We start from the raw sequence: 18,422 nt of genomic DNA, 5'->3' as shown, positions 1-18,422 counted from the left end.
GTGCATTGGCATCAAATAGGATAGAAGCTACATTTGCACCAGATTGAGCTGTCCCGGAACTTTACACATCAAAAAACCACTCTTCACCACCATCATTATTAATGACAGCCCATCCAGCAGGCAAGGTAGTTCCTGTAATAGAATTTTCTGTCCATTGCCCAAAGCTTGCAATGGGCAAGCTTAAAAAACGATATAAAAGTTTAGGCCGATAAAATTAAATACTGCTTAATTAAAACTCACTTAGTGTGATAAACTCGATATTTGCTTAAAATTTTTAAATCTTAGATAAATATTAGTTCCAACACATGTACGAATATGTTAAGCGATCATTTGAATCCATTATGGAGTTGGTTGATGCTTGTATTCTTATTGTATGCAAACCCTGGGTTAATTTAGAAGGGGTTAAATAGCTATAAGGAACAACAATATGTAAATTACTAGGCGAGGTTATAGCAGTCTGTACGGTTGACTGTAAAACATTATCAATATAAAATCGAGTTCCTATACCATTAATGTTTGAAGAAAATATTGAAGGGTAAATATCAAACTTACATTTTCCAGACGCAGGAAGTGTAAGTTGAAACTGATGATAACCTGTACCATTATTACCTGTTGAATTACTTGGAGCAACTGATGAACTCGTACCATCTGCCAAAAAAATATTTTGTATAGGAATGCTATTGCTCTGTCCTAATTTTGTCCAAACAGTGTCAAAATAATAAAACCCTACATTATCAATATTAATAGCGGCACCTGTCTGAGAACCTGTAGAAATATCATTAATATAAATTAAAGTCGAATTAGGAACAGCAGCCATATTTTGAGCTCTTTCTCTATCTACTCTGGGGATTAGTATTCCATCTATATTAGTTGCAGTCCCTGTTGGATTTTTTGAAACTATATCTAGACTTGCTGTAGGAGTTGTCGTATTGATTCCTACCTGAGAATAAACTAAATTTGAAAAAATTAGTGTTAATAGAATAATAAATGTTTTTTTCATTGTTTCTTAAAATTTTTGTTGATTTTTTTTGTGTGTTTTTAGAATCGTAAATTTTGACGCTTAAAAAACGATATAAAAGTTTAGGCCGATAAAATTAAATACTGCTTAATTAAAACTCACTTAGTGTGATAAACTCGATATTTGCTTAAAATTTTTAAATCTTAGATAAATATTAGTTCCAACACATGTACGAATATGTTAAGCGATCATTTTGATCTATTATGGAGTTGGTTGATGCTTGTATTCTTATTGTATGCAAACCCTGGGTTAATTTAGAAGGAGTCACATAACTATAAGGCACAATAATATGTGTCGAACTCGGTGAGGTAATAGCAGTTTGCACGGTTGACAATAAAACGTTATCAATATAAAATCGAGTCCCTATTCCATTTATGTTTGGTGAATATGCAGAAGGATAGATATCAAATTTACACCGGCCAGTGGTGGGAAGGGTAATTTGAAACTGATGATAGCCTACACCAATCGAACCAGCCACAAAATTACTTGGAACAACTGATGAACTCGTACCATCTGCCAAAAAAATATTTTGTATAGGAATGCTATTGCTCTGTCCTAATTTTGTCCAAACAGTGTCAAAATAATAAAACCCTACATTATCAATATTAATAGCGGCACCTGTCTGAGAACCTGTAGAAATATCATTAATATAAATTAAAGTCGAATTAGGAACAGCAGCCATATTTTGAGCTCTTTCTCTATCTACTCTGGGGATTAGTATTCCATCTATATTAGTTGCAGTCCCTGTTGGATTTTTTGAAACTATATCTAGACTTGCTGTAGGAGTTGTCGTATTGATTCCTACCTGAGAATAAACTAAATTTGAAAAAATTAGTGTTAATAGAATAATAAATGTTTTTTTCATTGTTTCTTAAAATTTTGTTGATTTTTTTTGTGTGTTTTTAGAATCGTAAATTTTGACGCTTAAAAAACGATATAAAAGTTTAGGCCGATAAAATTAAATACTGCTTAATTAAAACTCACTTAGTGTGATAAACTCGATATTTGCTTAAAATTTTTAAATCTTAGATAAATATTAGTTCCAACACATGTACGAATATGTTAAGCGATCATTTTGATCTATTATGGAGTTGGTTGATGCTTGTATTCTTATTGTATGCAAACCCTGGGTTAATTTAGAAGGAGTCACATAACTATAAGGCACAATAATATGTGTCGAACTCGGTGAGGTAATAGCAGTTTGCACGGTTGACAATAAAACGTTATCAATATAAAATCGAGTCCCTATTCCATTTATGTTTGGTGAATATGCAGAAGGATAGATATCAAATTTACACCGGCCAGTGGTGGGAAGGGTAATTTGAAACTGATGATAGCCTACACCAATCGAACCAGCCACAAAATTACTTGGAACAACTGATGAACTCGTACCATCTGCCAAAAAAATATTTTGTATAGGAATGCTATTGCTCTGTCCTAATTTTGTCCAAACAGTGTCAAAATAATAAAACCCTACATTATCAATATTAATAGCGGCACCTGTCTGAGAACCTGTAGAAATATCATTAATATAAATTAAAGTCGAATTAGGAACAGCAGCCATATTTTGAGCTCTTTCTCTATCTACTCTGGGGATTAGTATTCCATCTATATTAGTTGCAGTCCCTGTTGGATTTTTTGAAACTATATCTAGACTTGCTGTAGGAGTTGTCGTATTGATTCCTACCTGAGAATAAACTAAATTTGAAAAAATTAGTGTTAATAGAATAATAAATGTTTTTTTCATTGTTTCTTAAAATTTTTGTTGATTTTTTTTGTGTGTTTTTAGAATCGTAAATTTTGACGCTTAAAAAACGATATAAAAGTTTAGGCCGATAAAGTTAAATACTACTTAATTAAAAGGCACTACTGCAATTATACTACTCAATCATAGAGGTTTTAAAAAAAAATCAGTTATAGTATTTAACAAATAATAAGATAAGCTTCTTATTTGTAAGGGAGGGAAATTCAATTTAATTTAATACGAAGCCATTTTGGTAGATTTTTGATTTTTGGGCTCATTTTCATGATGAAAAACAACAATATCAAAATCTTTTCTCAAAAAAGTTAGCAACTCCATTTTCGAATGTATCAAAATCAGAAAACAATTTTTCGCTTTTTCTTTCAACAAAAGCTATATTACTCGACTCACACAAATTTTGCATCCTCATCATTTGAGGATAATCCGTAATAACAGCATTTCTAACCTGTATTCTTCCCAATTCGGACTAAGATTTATCTTTTATTAAAAAGTATTACTCATCCAAATATTATAAAACTCAATTAGATATTAAACATTTTTTTCCATTTTGCCACAGAATTTCTACTTATTTTAAAATGTCTGGATACTTGAGAATTATTTAATTCATTTTTCTTTTGATATTCAAGTATTTCTAAAATCGCTTGCTGGTCATAAAACCTATGCTTTTGATTAAATACTTCAATATCTTTATCAGGTGCCCCGCATATGAGCTGGTTGATTTTAATAATATCTAAAACAGATAGCACTTTCTTATTCAAAATACCTGAGCAAATAAGAATCTTCTCAGGAAATTTTTTAGAAAGCATATCTTCGTAGATTTTTTTATAATCAGGACTGTTTATACTTTGTTGCTGTATTTGTCTATCCATTTATATAAAGTAGTTTTTGGAATTTTATATTCTTTAATAATTTCTAGCTTGGTTTTTTCACCGGTATTTACTAACTCTATTAAAAACTCAATAATTTCTCGAGTATAAAGGTTTTTTTTAAATAGTGGAAGATTAGTATCTTCCTTTGCCTTTTCGATATATCCATTTGAAGATGGAGGAGAGTATAAAATAAGATGTTGTGAGTAAATTCTAAAGAAATCATACTCTAATAATTTACACCATTTAAGAATCCTATCCGAATCAAGTGTTTTTTCCCTCAACATCATTTGAATTTCACTTTCCGTAGAGCTAAAGAACTTGCATGCTCTCTCCATTGTAATGTCGCCTTCATTCCATTTAGCTTCTATTAACTCCCCTATATGAATATTTTTAAAATCGAGCATATTATTTATTTTTTAATAAAAAATTAAATACAATACTTAAATTTAAGCATTATAATGTAATTATGATTATTTTTCTTAACTCATCCTAAAAATATCATTTTTTTACATCAAATTTAAATTTATAAACATTAATTATTATTAATAACATATAAAAATTGTCACAAAAAACATTAATTAATTCAAATAAAGCACTGAAAATCAATACACATAAATTACAAAGCATTAGTAATGTATATTTATCTGCTAAATACCTTAAAAGAGAAATCTATTTTCGATTTTAATAAATTATACTTTTAGCATTATAAAATATTGTACACCCCATTATGCATTTTAGAAAATATATCATGGGATAAAACACGGCAAGGCTATCAATATTTTGTTTTTGAATGGAGGGGATATACAAAAATGAGACAACTTAAAAAGCCATCTCGTTTTTATTTGAATTAAAATCACATCTACTTTTTAATTATTTTGGTTGTTTGCTTAGAACCATCTTTCATCTTCAATGTCATCAAATATAACCCTGATTTTAACTCTTCTAGCAAGAGTGATGAAACGGGACTATCAATCGTTTTCACCAATTTCCCTGAAATATCCGATACAGAAATAGATTTTACATTAGTTATATCTGAAATATTTACCATTTCTACAAATGGGTTCGGATATACCTTAATCTCTTTTTTATCACCTGAAATTTCAGAAGTCGCTAAAGTACTATTAGAATCTATAACAAAAGTATCTGCATAAAGTTCCCATTGATCTGTATCCGTAGCATGTAGGGGTCAGCTCACGAAAAGTAAAAAAAAACAGGTTAAGGATAAAATCTATTGAGAATGCTAATTTTAATAGTTATTATGAATTGTTATTTGTTCTCAATGGTCTTAACTCTCCCGGTTTTAAAGTTATTTTATTATTCCAGACATAATCACCTGTTAGATGGATGTGTTCCCAGCCTAAAGGTGAAAGATACTGGAGTAGTTCCGGATTAATTTCTTCGCCCTGCTCTTTCAGATTTTCCACTACTTTTTCAATGTATACTGTATTCCATAAAATAATGGCAGCTGTCGCTAGGTTAAGCCCTCCGGCTCTGTACCGCTGACTTTCAAAACTTCTGTTTCTACCTCTCCGAGACGATTAAAATATACTGCTCTTGCCAAGGCATTCCTGGCTTCTCCTTTATTGAGCCCTATAGTAACCCTTCTTCGCAGAGTTGGGTCCATATACCATTCAAGCATGAACAACGTTCTTTCTATTTTGCCAAGTTCTCTTAAAGCTGTTGCAAGTCCATTCTACCCTGGGTAACTTCCAATTTTCCGGATAATAAGAGAAGCGGTCACTGTTTCATTTTTTATAGAGGTGGCCAGTCGCAGAATTTCATTCCAGTTTTGAGTAATTATTTTAGTGTTAACAGTTCCTCCGATATGTTCTGCCAAGACTGAATAATCATGGTTTCCTGGAGGTATATATAATTTTTTCTCATTCAGATCTCTTATCCTAGGAGCAAATTTGAATCCTAATAGATGCATTAAGGCAAATATATGATCCGTGAACCCTGCAGTGTCTGTATAATGCTCTTCAATCTGTAGATCTGATTCATGATAAAGAAGTCCGTCCAGAGTATAGGGAGCATCTCTTGTACCTACAGTAATGACTTTTGTATGATAAGGAGCATATTGATCTGAGATATGGGTGTAAAACTGAACACCCAGGCTGCTTCCATATTTGGGATTAATATTTCCTCTTTTCTGGGCATGGCTTCCTACAGCAAAACGCTGGCCGTCTGAAGAAGAAGTTTTACCCTCACCCCAATATACAGAAAAAGGATGTCTGTACTGATAATTTATAACTTCTACTAGAGCTGAAGAATATGTTTCATCCCGGATATGCCAGGCTTGAAGCAAGGAAAGTTTAGAGTAGGATATTCCGGGAGAAGCTTCTGCCATTTTCCTTAATCCCAAATTAATAGCATCAGATAAAATAACAGTAAGCATTAAATTTTTATCTTCAGCTTTATCTCCCGATTTTAAATGGGTAAAGTGATCTGAGAAATGAGTCCACCCATCGACTTCCTGAAGAAGGTCCGTAATTTTCATATAAGGTAATAGTCTATATACTTTTGCAGGCAAGGCTTCTGCTTCAAGGGAGACAGCATTGTCCAATGGTTTAATTTTTATTCTGTCATTACTTAGAGAAGCTTCCTGAAGAGCATTTTCCTGAGCCAGCCTACATGCAATTTCCATCTGATCTTCCAGCTGTTTAATTTTTTCATTTAAATATTGAGTTGCATCCAAAGATATATCCAATGGAAATTTGTTCTCATCCTTTATTGCTGAAAATAAGTCCTCGGGTATAAGATAGTCCTCAAAATCTTTATACTGGCGTGATCCCTGTACCCATATATCTCCGGAACGCAGATGGTTCTTCAGTTCAGAGAATACACAGAGTTAATAAAACTTTCTATCTGTTCCATTTTCTGTAAATACCAGTTCTTCCCATCTTTTTCTTATAAAGCTTCCGGGAAGCTTTTCCGGGAGTTTTTTTATTTCTCCTATAATAGCTGCCGGAGGATATCTACTGCTTTTAGTATATCGGTTGCTATTGGCGCTGACCGGACGTCAAGCTCTTGCAGGAATTCTCCGGCGTACCTCTTTATACTGGAATATTTATCAGCGGTCAAATACAGATAATCAAACTTTTCTTTTGTAGCTAGCTGTTTTGTTTCCATTATACTTTTATAAAGTTCTCCCAGGAGATCACTGATTCAACAACATCAAAGGCATCCTCTCCTGTTTCCCGGGCTTCAAGAAGTGCATTTCCAATTTTAAGGTAGAAGCTGAGCTGTTCTCCTATAGACTTTCCTGTGGATTGAAATATATGATTCTGAGTATTCTTGGCATAGCGGAAAATTGAACCTATGATTTTATCATTCATTTCTATGATTTCATCAATAATTGTAGCTTTGATTTCAATAAGTATGGCTGCCATTGTAGCATACCTCCGGGAAGCTTCAAAATCCTTAAGGTGTTGCTGAGTCATTTGCCTTCCTTCTCTGGCTATTTTTAAAAGGCGGTTCTGGTGAATTTCTTTCCCTAAATTTTCAGGAAAATGAAGCGATTTAATTATCCTGTGCCTCTGAATGTGTTCAGAAGATACTTTGAATTAAAAGCAGAAGGAGATTGTTTAAGCCAGCTGAGATAGCTGATGCTTGTTTTATCTTTTATGGTCAAAAGAAAATCAAGAGAACGTTTCTGATCCTGGGATAAAGAAGAAGACAATTTATCATAAATTTCTTTTTCTGCATAGGATGATGCTTCGGAACATATTTTTTCTATAACTGAAACTTTGGGAAATATAATCTTATTTATTCTTAAAAATTTTATTAGCTCTAATGCAAGATGTATCCCCTTATCGGTCTGTAATGTAAATTCTTTAAGGTGCTGTAAACTATTATCAAACCAATGGGAGGAGAAATTTTGATATCCATATCTCTTTCTAAGAAACTGAATATGATCCTGCCTGGTTTCACTTTGTACGGAATAATTTTTCCAGTCTCTTTTATTTATTTTTAATTGGCCACTGATAATTTCCATGATTCTGTCATCAGGAATAGTATCGGCAGGAAGAATTAAACCTGGAAATCTGATATAGCTTAATAATACCGCCACCCTGAGATGGTACATCTTTCCTCTAAAGGACGTTTTTATAAATAAGATATCATCTTCAGTAAGAGAATAAGTCCTTATCAATTCTTCTTCGGTTTCAGGTAGTGCATATAGAGATTCCTTTTCTTTCTCTGATAGTAATTTTCTTAGAGCCATAAAAAAAATGACCGTTTTTGATGAAATTATAATTAAATAAAAATAGATATTTTTATTATACATTTTTATATAGAATAACAAAGTATTTATAACTTTACTTTTAAAATAGCTTTTATTTCAAAAAATATAGTTTATCTAAGAGTATCAACAGCAGACCAGGATCTTGAAAAAAACAAAGCGGAAATTTTATTTTTAGCAAATGATAAATCTTTGGGGAAAGTAGATTTTGTAGAAGAAAAGATCTCTGGAAAGATCCATTGGAGAAAACGTAAAATAGGTGAGATAATAGAGCATCTGCAAAAAGGAGATACTATCCTTTTAAACGAATTTTCCAGATTGGGGCGTAGTATGCTTGAATGTATGGAAATAATTTCTATCGCTACAGATAAAGGCATTAATATTTACACTGTCAAAGGCAACTGGCAACTTGGATAATACCATTCAAAGCAAAGTTATGGCAATGGTATTCTCAATGGTTTCAGAAATTGAACGAGACTTGATTTCCAAAAGAACAAAAGAAGCGCTGCAGACAAAAAAAGCAAACGGAGTTAAATTAGATAGACCAAAAGGACCAGGAAAAAGTAAACTCGATGTATACAGGTTAGAAATAGAAGCTCTGCTCAAAAATGGTTCTACTAAAATGTTTATTGCAGATCGTTATAATTCTACTCCTGCGAATCTTCATAACTGGATACAGAAGAATCAATGTATTAAATACTAATCCTACAAAAAAAACACTAAACTCTCTTGGAGTGTTTAGTGTTTTTTTGTAGAAGAAAATTATTATAGATTCAATAGAGAGTTTATAATCAGAGAGGAATTTGCCGAATTTCCAGAATAAGTTACAGTTCCTACCCGTACTACGTAACTACTATCAAGATAGGCCTCTTTTGCAAATAATTTAATGGTATAAGTGTGTCCTTTAACAATATCGATTGGGATTAAACTCGGACTTGCTGCTGCATTGAGCCCCTGATTAGCAACAACCAAGACTGGTGAAATTAATATAGTTCCTTTTTGCACAATTGAGGTTGTCGTATCTGTCACCTGAATTTCACAATATGTATTGGAAACCTTTGGATTAGCATTATTGCCCATTATGGAATAAACAATATAATTTAAAAATATATTTCCATCAGAAGGTGCTGTATAAGTAGTACTAAGTTGTGTAATTTCTTGCAGCGTACTTGTCATCACTAAATTGGAACTGGTTTGTTTAAATTCTACAAAGTCATAAACCTTTCCTGTCAGGTTGAATTGCTTAGGAATCTTTATCCAGGTTCCATCTAAAAAATAGTAAAGACCTTTTCCTTGAACAAGGTTTGCATTTGTATTCCACACAAATAACCCTTCTGCTGGATTTAGTATCGTGGTGATATCAGTTATGGATTGCAAAGACACTCTCGGAAAAAGGACCCCTTTATTTTGACTTGTAATATCCAAGACAGCAGATGGGGCAGGCGTTGTTGTATTTATTCCGACTTGAGAATAAACTAAATTTGAAAAAATTAGTGTTAATAGAATAATAAATGTTTTTTTCATTTTAAGTAATTTTTGTTAGTTAAAATTCTTTTTTGTATTTAGAATCGTAAATTTTGACGCTTAAAAAACGATATAAAAGTTTACGTCGGCAAAATTAAATACTTCTTAATTAAAAGGCACTACTGCAATTATACTACTCAATCATAGAAGTTTAAAAAACAAGCAGTTATAGCATTTAACAAATAATAAGATAAGCTTCTTATTGGTAAGGGAGGGAAATCCAATTTAATATGAAGCCATTTTGGTAGATTTTTGATTTTTTGGCTCAGGTTCATGGTGAAAAACAACCATATCAAAATCTTTTCTCAAAAAAGTTATTTCACCTTGGATATCCAAGTAACGATATTCGGCATCTTCTGCAGTATAATTGGGCATATCATTATTTTTTTTAAGCTGATATGTTTGTCCTTCCAGATGTATGGTTGCTGTATTTTTAGTATGATTAATCACAACTTCCATATCGTCTTCTCCAAATTCGTCGTCAGTATAAACATTTTTAACAATATTATCAGTACTGGTAGTTTGGTTTTTAGCTGTAAAGGCTTTCCCTTTTCCAGGCTGCTTACATGCTGTTACTGTAAGGGCAGTCAGCCCTAAAACTGTTGATAAAAGTAAATGTTTCATGGTAATAAATTGTTTTCGGTTGTTTCATCTGTATGTTAATATTCTATAAAATTAATAAAAAAATCAATTAATTACACCAATAAATAAATAAAATTAACAAATAATTAATAAATATAATTCTTTCTATTAAAAATATTAAAGTGATTACAAATTCCATTTTTTTTAGCCTGTATCGTGTATTAACACATATAGAAAGAGAAAGAGAAAGAGAAAAATAAATACTATACCAAGTTCAATAGGATTAGCTGTTTACTTTTTCGGTATTTTACTAAAATCTATAAAAAAACAGCAGGGACTAATAAATGGGAATGTCCCTGCATGTCAAAAACACAAACACTAAGGATGTTATTTATTGATGTTCAATTAATAGATTAAACTATCAAATCTTATACTTGATATTAATTTGTAATAACAGCTTTCATACAAACTATTTTTTTTAGAATCTATAAAAACAGCAGGGACTAATAAATGGGAATGTCCCTGCATGTCAAAAACACAAACACTAAGGATGTTATTTATTGATGTTCAATTAATAGATTAAACTATCAAATCTTATACTTGATATTAATTTGTAATAACAGCTTTCATACAAACTATTTTTTTTAGAATCTATAAAAACAGCAGGGACTAATAAATCGAGATGTTCCTTCATGCCAAAACACAAACACTAAGGATATTAATTCCGTTCATGTGACGGTAATATTTTTTCGCCTATAGAATCCCTATCCGAATGATAAATTAATCAAAATCTATGGTTTCCAAAATGTCCATACAGTTCCATTAAAAACAGCCAACATTTTGTTTTTTGTATCATAAACCAACATTCCAGCATCAGGCTCAATAATATTTAGGTGAGGTTCTACTATCTTAGGCAATATCATAGCTTTATCATTATCAGCCAGAGCTAAAATCACCCTGCTTAAATCATTAACTCCTTGATTTGCTGCAATTGATACTTTTGCACCAAGATGTTCTTCCCGATCTTGATCTTGTACAGAAAGATCGACTGCCCCTGTATTATCAATACTCAGATCAAACCAAGAGTCCGAAGTTTGCAGATATTTTACTTTATGATCTACAGTATCATAAATTATTGTTCCTGTTTCGGATATATTTACTTTATCCATAACATAGGGAACTATCAATCCTCTATTTTCTGAATTATTAAATTCTATTGATACAGATCCGTTGGAAATATTAGGAGTAAGTATTCCTATTTGTGCTTTTATAGTTGCTGTAACAATTATTACAGAAATATTTAATATTTTTTTCATTGCTTAAGTTTTGAATTTAATAATATGATTTTATTCCGGGCAAGCTTGAGTTGCCATACAATACCATCCATAGGTAACTCCTAAATTTTGAGTAGTATATAGCTTTAAACATTGATTTGTTCTGTCATACACCGCCATTCCCTCTACAAAGTTTTGTGGTGGTATGCCAACAGGGTTTCCGGAAGCATCAAAATCAACCTTGTTCAGAATAAATCCTTTTGTTTGAGATTCTAAAACCAGCCATGCACCTTTGCGTACTGCCGGCCAGTTATCCTGAATGGATTGCAGTCCAGTTCTTTTCAAAGAGCTTATACCGGTAAGACTTATAAGCGCAGGTTTGCCCGGTGAAGATACCGCTGAAGGTTTATAACAAGGTGCAGAGTCACAATTTTCATTCACAACTTTTACTACAGCAGATTTTACACTGCCTGCACCGTTCGTAATAACTGCATAATAATAATCAGTTCCCGCAGCTGATGAAGCAGGAGGATTGTATGAAGATCCTGTAGCTCCTGAAATCGCTACGCCGCCAGAATTGCTGTTAATATTATTTTTATACCATTGATAAGTCAAATTAGTTCCGGATGCAGACACATTAATAGGTGCAGGAATTTTAGTTGTGCAAACCGTTTGAGTATTAGGTGATATTCCGGAAACTGCCGGAACAATTACAGCATTCACTTCGCAAAGTCTCAGGAAAGTTAAACCATTCGCAAACGATCCACCTCCTGATCCACTAATCGTTATTTTAGTATATGCAGAGGTCGTTTTTATAACAAAATTCCCTCCAGAGCCCGGACCCAATAATTTAACTTGATTACCTGAGACCTGACTGTTGCAAATCGGTCCAGGGTAATTAATCGGAATAATTTGCATAGATCCTCCATTCGTTGTAAATGTAATTGTTTCTGATCCTGTATATTTCCTACTTCTTCCAAGCATAAATGTCAGATTATTCACTCCTTTAGATAAACTAAAAGTTATTGACCATGCTGATGAATCACCAATAGTTTGAAATCCTGTTGAAAAAACACAAGATCCATTAAGTGCTCCTGCATTCCCATCACCTGAATACTCTCCCAGACCTCCTGATATTGGAGTCATCATAACCGTCTGCCCACCAATACTATAAGACTTGCCGTAGTAGACGTTTGTGGGTAGTTCTTTTCCTGCCCCCGCCATGCATGAATAATAAGTTTGAGCAAATGTAATATTTGAAATTAGTATTGTTAAAATATATAGGACAATCTGTTTTCTACTTATGTTACTAGTCATACATTTTTTTTCATTTCTTAGGATTTGTTATCAATTGTTTATTAGAATCAAAATAATAGATGAAGTTGAAAATAGATCATCCTCTGTTAATCCCGTGCAATGATCCTTTGACGTAGGCGTATTAATACCCACCTGACCGTATGCACCGGTGGCTAAAAATAAACCTGCCGAAAAAAATAAAATCTTGTTTTTCATTTTCCTTAAATGTTTTTTTTATTTAAATTATATGATTTATAATTTGACAATCTTAGTGTTTGGTGATGCAAATACGATCAAGAGTTCTAAGTTCGGAGGGCAAAAATAGTACTAAAGCAGATAAAGATAATTACTGCATTTACACTACAATACTATAACATGTGATTATCAGATATACCCCCTAACAGGTGTATTATTTACACCCAAAGAAAAATATATTGCTAATGCTTTTTACTTCACAAATAACTAAAAATCAATTATTTATAAAACGCCCATTAATATCTTATGTATATTATTAGAAAAGAGAATGTTCGAATATTTTCGTTTTTATTATCAAAAACATTGTATTTATTGCGACCCTTTCTTTGTTACTAATAAAAAAAATATGCTTTATCAAGAACTGTTAAACTGATAAATCAATAAACATTAATATCAAATATTTGCAACCCAGTTATTGTTTATTATAAAACATAAACAAATCATCGGAAAAAGTTTAAACAGCTATTTTAACATTCCAGGTATATATGAAAATAAGTCGGAAAAATTTTCCGACTTATTTTTTTAGCTTTTTTACATTGAATGAGGGATTTACAGCAAATACTTAAACAGACACTCATTATATAGAATATTAATATCTTGTGCCTGAATCTGATATTAGTTCAAAATAATAGCTTTGGGCTGTCTAACTATATTCATATCAATAGTTGCAATGGGGAACACAACTAAGCAGATATTCGCAGCTAATCCTGCGTTGATGCTAATTTGTAGTAAAAGCTTTTCATACAAACTATTTTTTTAATCAGTGATATTTTTTTTCATTTATTGTTTTCTAGAATCGCTTATTAAAGAAGCATATTTTTTAGTATTAAACTGCATGCTACAATAACAAGACTAAGAATTGAATTATTACTTTGATGTTATTAAAAATAGAGCCTTCTTTATTTATGATCATGCCTATCTTGTATTCTTAAGCTCGTCAAGGAGCTCTATCAAAGCTGCCGTTTTCCGGAGAACTTTTCCTGCCTTGCTGATGAGAAAGATTGTGGGAGTGCCTGAAACTCCATAATTTTTAAAATTAATCCCTTTCTCACCTTCATAGTCGCAATAAGTATCTTTCCATGGGAACTCTTTTGCTTTGCTTTTGAAAGCTTCTTCCTGCTTATCTGCTGCTATCGAAATAACACGAATTCCTGCCGACTTAAGAAGCTCATATTTCCCCGTAAGCTCATCCAAGACCTGCTCGCAGCTTCCGCAATCTGATTTATAGAAAAGCAACAAAGTTTTGTTGTACTTTCCCTTAGAAAAGTCACGGCTTTTAAGCACAGCATATCCTGAAGCCACCAAATCCAGATCAGGAGCCTGCGTACCTTCCTTCGCAGAAACATATACTGCCAATGCTCCTTCGTAAGATCTGATCTTACCGGAAGCAACAACCAAAGGAGCTATTACTTTGATAAAATTGTCTTTCCCGTTTTGGGTTAGGGAGTACGCTACTCTACCCGCAAAATCATTATACTGCTCAGTATTTTTAATCTTTTTATCAATCTCTGCAAAAGCAGCAGCAAAAGTATCCGGATCATTAAAAACCTCAGTATGTATAGCTACCCATGAAGAAATAACACCAGACCAATGCCCTGAGGTATAGAGCATCTGCCAATCCATCTCCTTAGCCATATAATCTGCAATATTTTTGGCTTTATCCTCTTCCGAGCTCAAAATACGGGTACCAATGCCCTGTGTAATATTAACAATATTAGTAAACCCCGCAGGATAATCACCCTTTTTCCTAAGCTCTTCCTGAAAATCTTCGTAGGCTTTGAGCTGATTCTGATACTCTTTTTCAAAAAGCGGATAATTTTTATCTTCTTTTGGGAAAGCTTTGATAGCCTGAAACATTGCATCATGCTTTGAGAAAATACCCTGCTGCTTTTTATAGAGCCTATTGAGTTCCTGTATTTCTTCGCTGCCTTTGTAGATAATATTACTATTATCAGGTTTAGCATCCTTACAGCTTACCGAAAAATCATGCCCGGGGATCAGCATGTCCAGCCCGCCGCCTTCCTGCGTACCGGTAATCAGCCAGCGGCTCATCCCGGTATAGGGAGCATATTCTTTAGGAATGCTGAGTGTAAACTTACCATCTGCCGGGATAGTACCCTGTACCACCATTTTGGTACCCGAACCCTGAAAAATAATAAAGTCGTAGGTTTTTCCTTTAAAATAAGGAAACTCCATCCGGATATTCTGGGAATACAAATTACTAAACAGAACGCCCAATATTAGTACTATTATTTTATTCATAAAATTTTATTATTTAATTTTAAAGATATAATACAATTGTACAAAATAAAAAAGTTTTGAATTGTATTAACTTTAATTTCTAATAATCTCATAAAATACAGTTTAAAAACCAGCGGCTTCAAACCGCCGGTAAATTGTTAAATTAATAAGAATAAATAATCTATTGTGATATACAACGAAGGTGATAGCCCCTTACTCGAGTGTTGGAGACCACTCCCCCACTGCCCTCGTTGGCCTGTAGGTAGAACGAGTTCTGATAATACATACTACTGCTCCAGTAGTTCCCAAGACCGCCACGGGATTGCAGAGTACCACTATACGAGTTCCAACGATAGCCTCCGGCAGGCAATGTCAGTTTATTATTTCCACTACTTAATACCTTAGCAGCTCCGAAATTGCTGGGGCTATTTGCTGTCCATGTTCCCACATTGCTTTTAGTGGTATTATTCCATAAATTTGATAATTGCTGCGACGTAGGAACACGAAAGCCTGCAGGACAAGGATCATTCGCTGTTTTGACAGTATCCTGCCATGAGTTGTCAGCAGCAGGATTTGGATTCCAACCCGGGATGGCTCCCTCAGGAGTATAGGCAGTAGCTACGGCAGCAGGCCTTCCCCACTGATAATAGTTCCCAAAGATCGCCTGAACAGGCACATCTGGATCCAAACTGTAATCCGCACCAAGGTTATGACGCATCCAAGCCTGAGGGTTTCCGGGCATTACAACTGTACTCCCAACAGCCACTGTGGTGTTTACATTACAGGCTGATCCTCCAAAAGATACAGGAACAGTCATTGCTCCGGAAGTGGCAGGTGTACCATTCACATTATACACCAAATTGCCATTACCATTTACCAGATTTCCCGCAGGAAGAGTAAAGGTTAATCCATTCTGGGTGAAAGAAGACTGAGGGTAGGCAGCACCGTTCCCACCTACATATGGCACTGTTAATGTACCACTATAAGCTGTTCCCTGGCTAAGAGCAGCCGGTGAAAAGACCGCTGATCCGCAGGTAAGCGAGCCTACAGATGCGAAAAGATCTGTTACCGGAATGTTAAAGCTGCAAGACTGGCCTGCTATAGAAATGGTAAAACTTGCAGTACCTGTACCTGCAGGTATCCCGGTTATATTAAATACCAAGCTTCCATTTCCGTTATTAAGCGTGCCACTCGGAAGACTGGCGATAAGGCCGCTAACCCCAGTGGAATTGAAGCTTGCCGCCTGGTATACGCCACCATTCCCTCCGGTATACGGAACCGTCGTTGTGACACCACTAGTGTTTTGCCCGTCATACAGCGTTCCGGAAGTCACAGCACTGGCACAGTCTAAAATTAACACAATCGGGGACGCAGCATTGGATGAGCACATAGAGCCCCATTGAGGAACCGAGGGATCTACAGAGTCATTCACCATTAAGCAGCCTTTTCCAGCACCTAAAAAATCGGTACAGTAGACCACCAGCCCCGGAGCAGGATTCACAATAGCATCCACCTGTGCTCTGGTCATTCTCGGAGGGAGAAAACCTCGCGTACTGCTTTGCAGCTCTAAAACAGATGAGGGATGTGAGCTACTAACCCCCACACTCATTCTGCCATTTACAAATCCCATGGTGCTGTTATTCATATCCATCGTACGTGCACTCGTTAAGGTACCATCTGACTTGTAAATAGTACTTCCGTTACCTACCTTTTCCCATCGGTTGGCAGATGCATCAAAGTAGTAGTATCCAGGAGCGTCTATATTCGCAGTCTGCCCGGTATCATTACCCGGAGAAACGGCTTGTGTAACATACACAATAGCGCCATCCTGATCGTTACCGTATTGTGGTGTTGTACCGGATCCTGCTGCAAATAGAGCATCCCCTGTCAATCTCGGTGCAATGATCCCTTCAGGAGCTGTACCATCGATTATTTTAGCAGTCACATCTAGTGTGGCTCTTGGCGTAGGCGTATTAATACCCACCTGGCCGTATGCACCGGTGGCTAAAAATAAACCTGCCGAAAAAAATAAAATCTTGTTTTTCATTTTCCTTAAATGTTTTTTTATTTAAATTATATGATCCATAATTTGACAATCTAAGTGTTTGGTGATGCAAATACGATCAAGAGTTCTAAGTTCGGAGGGCAAAAATAGTACTAAAGCAGATAAAGATAATTACTGCATTTACACTACAATACTATAACATGTGATTATCAGATATACCCCCTAACAGGTGTATTGCTTACACCCAAAGAAAAATATATTGCTAATGCTTTTCATTTCACAAATAAGTAAATATCAATTATTTATGAAGCATTCATTAATATCTTATGTATATTATTAGAAAAGAGAATGTTCGAATATTTTCGTTTTTATTATCAAAAACATTGTATTTATTGCGATCCTTTCTTTGTTACTAATAAAAAAAATATGCTTTATCAAGAACTGTTAAACTGATAAATCAATAAACATTAATATCAAATATTTGCAACCCAGTTATTGCTTATTATAAAACATAAACAAATCATCGTAAAAAGTTTAAACAGCTATTTTAACATTCCAGGTATATATGAAAATAAGTCGGAAAATTTTTCCGACTTATTTTTTTAGCTTTTTTACATTGAATGAGGGATTTGCAGCAAATACTTAAACAGACACTCATTATATAGAATATTAATATCTTGTGCCTGAATCTGATATTAGTTCAAAATAATAGCTTTGAGCTGTCTAACTATATTCATATCAAAGTTGCAATGGGGAACACAACTAAGCAGATATTCGCAGCTAATCCTGCGTTGATGCTAATTTGTTGTAAAAGCTTTTCATACAAACTATTTTTTTAATCAGTGATATTTTTTTTCATTTATTGTTTTTCAGAATCATTTTAAAAGAAGCATGCTTTTTAGTATTAAATTGCATGCTCCAATAACAAGACTAAGAATTGAATTATTACTTTGATGCTATTAAAAATAGAGCCTTCTTTATTTATGATCATGCCTATCTTTTATCCTTAAGCTCGTCAAGGAGCTCTATCAAAGCAGCCGTTTTCCGGATCATTAAAAACCTCAGTATGTATAGCTACCCATGAAGAAATAACACCAGACCAATGCCCTGAGGTATAGAGCATCTGCCAGTCCATCTCTTTAGCCATATAATCTGCAATATTTTTCGCCTTATCTTCTTCCGAGCTCAAAATGCGGGTACCCTTGGGAAAGCTTTGGTAGCCTGAAACATGGCATCTACCTCTAAAAAGCTTAGAAATCGAAGGCAGAAATAAAAACTCTTTGATGAATCTACCTTCGATATTTCTTAAAAATACTAAATGAAATTTGGAGATATAAATTTTTTAGATTCTTAAAA

15 protein-coding genes and 1 pseudogene are annotated in these 18,422 nt (G+C 33.9%); 2 read left to right on the top strand and 14 right to left on the bottom strand.

Translation table 11 applies throughout. From position 1 onward, the window contains the following. Nucleotides 1-292: 292 nt before the first annotated feature. The 7 genes and pseudogenes from KIK00_RS01120 to KIK00_RS01095 form a co-directional block, all read right to left on the bottom strand. Entirely contained in the window at nucleotides 293-1,000 is a 708-nt protein-coding gene (locus KIK00_RS01120; RefSeq protein ID WP_255814735.1) for a hypothetical protein, read from the bottom strand. A gap of 172 nt (nucleotides 1,001-1,172) precedes the next feature. Then, on the bottom strand, nucleotides 1,173-1,883 hold the full coding sequence (locus tag KIK00_RS01115) for a hypothetical protein (RefSeq protein ID WP_255814734.1): 711 nt from the start codon (nucleotides 1,881-1,883) through the stop codon (nucleotides 1,173-1,175). Nucleotides 1,884-2,054: 171 nt separating this feature from the next. Then, complete coding sequence (locus KIK00_RS01110; protein ID WP_255814734.1) at nucleotides 2,055-2,765, bottom strand: hypothetical protein; 711 nt, start codon at nucleotides 2,763-2,765, stop codon at nucleotides 2,055-2,057. Between the two features lie 536 nt (nucleotides 2,766-3,301). Then, nucleotides 3,302-3,649 carry a helix-turn-helix domain-containing protein gene (locus KIK00_RS01105; protein ID WP_255814733.1) on the bottom strand — a complete coding sequence of 116 codons (348 nt, stop codon included), beginning with the start codon at nucleotides 3,647-3,649 and terminating at the stop codon, nucleotides 3,302-3,304. Beyond that, the gene (locus tag KIK00_RS01100; protein WP_255814732.1) at nucleotides 3,619-4,053 is read right to left on the bottom strand and encodes a transposase; all 435 of its coding nucleotides are present in this window, start codon (nucleotides 4,051-4,053) and stop codon (nucleotides 3,619-3,621) included. Before KIK00_RS01100 ends, KIK00_RS01105 begins: the two co-directional genes overlap by 31 nt. A gap of 455 nt (nucleotides 4,054-4,508) precedes the next feature. Beyond that, entirely contained in the window at nucleotides 4,509-4,697 is a 189-nt protein-coding gene (locus KIK00_RS22870; protein WP_370647729.1) for a T9SS type A sorting domain-containing protein, read from the bottom strand. Nucleotides 4,698-4,905: 208 nt separating this feature from the next. Beyond that, nucleotides 4,906-7,871: pseudogene (locus KIK00_RS01095) on the bottom strand (Tn3 family transposase). Nucleotides 7,872-7,955: 84 nt separating this feature from the next. On the opposite strand from KIK00_RS01095, the gene KIK00_RS01090 reads away from it, so the two are divergent. After that, complete coding sequence (locus KIK00_RS01090; RefSeq protein ID WP_370647759.1) at nucleotides 7,956-8,306, top strand: recombinase family protein; 351 nt, start codon at nucleotides 7,956-7,958, stop codon at nucleotides 8,304-8,306. 19 nt (nucleotides 8,307-8,325) lie between these two features. After that, the gene (locus KIK00_RS01085) at nucleotides 8,326-8,592 is read left to right on the top strand and encodes a recombinase family protein (protein ID WP_255814731.1); all 267 of its coding nucleotides are present in this window, start codon (nucleotides 8,326-8,328) and stop codon (nucleotides 8,590-8,592) included. Nucleotides 8,593-8,654: 62 nt separating this feature from the next. Here the strand turns inward: KIK00_RS01085 and KIK00_RS01080 are convergent, their stop codons facing one another. From KIK00_RS01080 to KIK00_RS01050, 7 genes are all read right to left on the bottom strand, one after another. After that, on the bottom strand, nucleotides 8,655-9,413 hold the full coding sequence (locus KIK00_RS01080) for a hypothetical protein (protein WP_255814730.1): 759 nt from the start codon (nucleotides 9,411-9,413) through the stop codon (nucleotides 8,655-8,657). A gap of 225 nt (nucleotides 9,414-9,638) precedes the next feature. Further along, entirely contained in the window at nucleotides 9,639-10,037 is a 399-nt protein-coding gene (locus KIK00_RS01075) for a hypothetical protein (RefSeq protein ID WP_255814729.1), read from the bottom strand. 749 nt (nucleotides 10,038-10,786) lie between these two features. Then, a complete protein-coding gene (locus KIK00_RS01070) occupies nucleotides 10,787-11,311 on the bottom strand; it encodes a hypothetical protein (RefSeq protein WP_255814728.1) in 525 nt (174 codons plus the stop codon). Nucleotides 11,312-11,341: 30 nt separating this feature from the next. Continuing rightward, entirely contained in the window at nucleotides 11,342-12,586 is a 1,245-nt protein-coding gene (locus KIK00_RS01065) for a hypothetical protein (protein WP_255814727.1), read from the bottom strand. 1,149 nt (nucleotides 12,587-13,735) lie between these two features. After that, complete coding sequence (locus tag KIK00_RS01060) at nucleotides 13,736-15,082, bottom strand: thioredoxin family protein (protein WP_255814726.1); 1,347 nt, start codon at nucleotides 15,080-15,082, stop codon at nucleotides 13,736-13,738. Nucleotides 15,083-15,242: 160 nt separating this feature from the next. Then, nucleotides 15,243-17,108, bottom strand: coding sequence for a fibrobacter succinogenes major paralogous domain-containing protein (locus tag KIK00_RS01055; RefSeq protein WP_255814725.1), 1,866 nt, complete (start codon nucleotides 17,106-17,108; stop codon nucleotides 15,243-15,245). A 973-nt stretch (nucleotides 17,109-18,081) separates the two neighbouring features. Then, nucleotides 18,082-18,255 (bottom strand): hypothetical protein, encoded by a 174-nt coding sequence (locus KIK00_RS01050; RefSeq protein WP_255814724.1) that lies wholly within the window; start codon nucleotides 18,253-18,255, stop codon nucleotides 18,082-18,084. Between the last annotated feature and the right edge of the window lie 167 nt (nucleotides 18,256-18,422).

This window comes from Chryseobacterium sp. MA9 (assembly GCF_024399315.1).
Lineage (GTDB): Bacteria > Bacteroidota > Bacteroidia > Flavobacteriales > Weeksellaceae > Chryseobacterium.
This window is presented reverse-complemented; position numbering and strand designations above follow the sequence as displayed.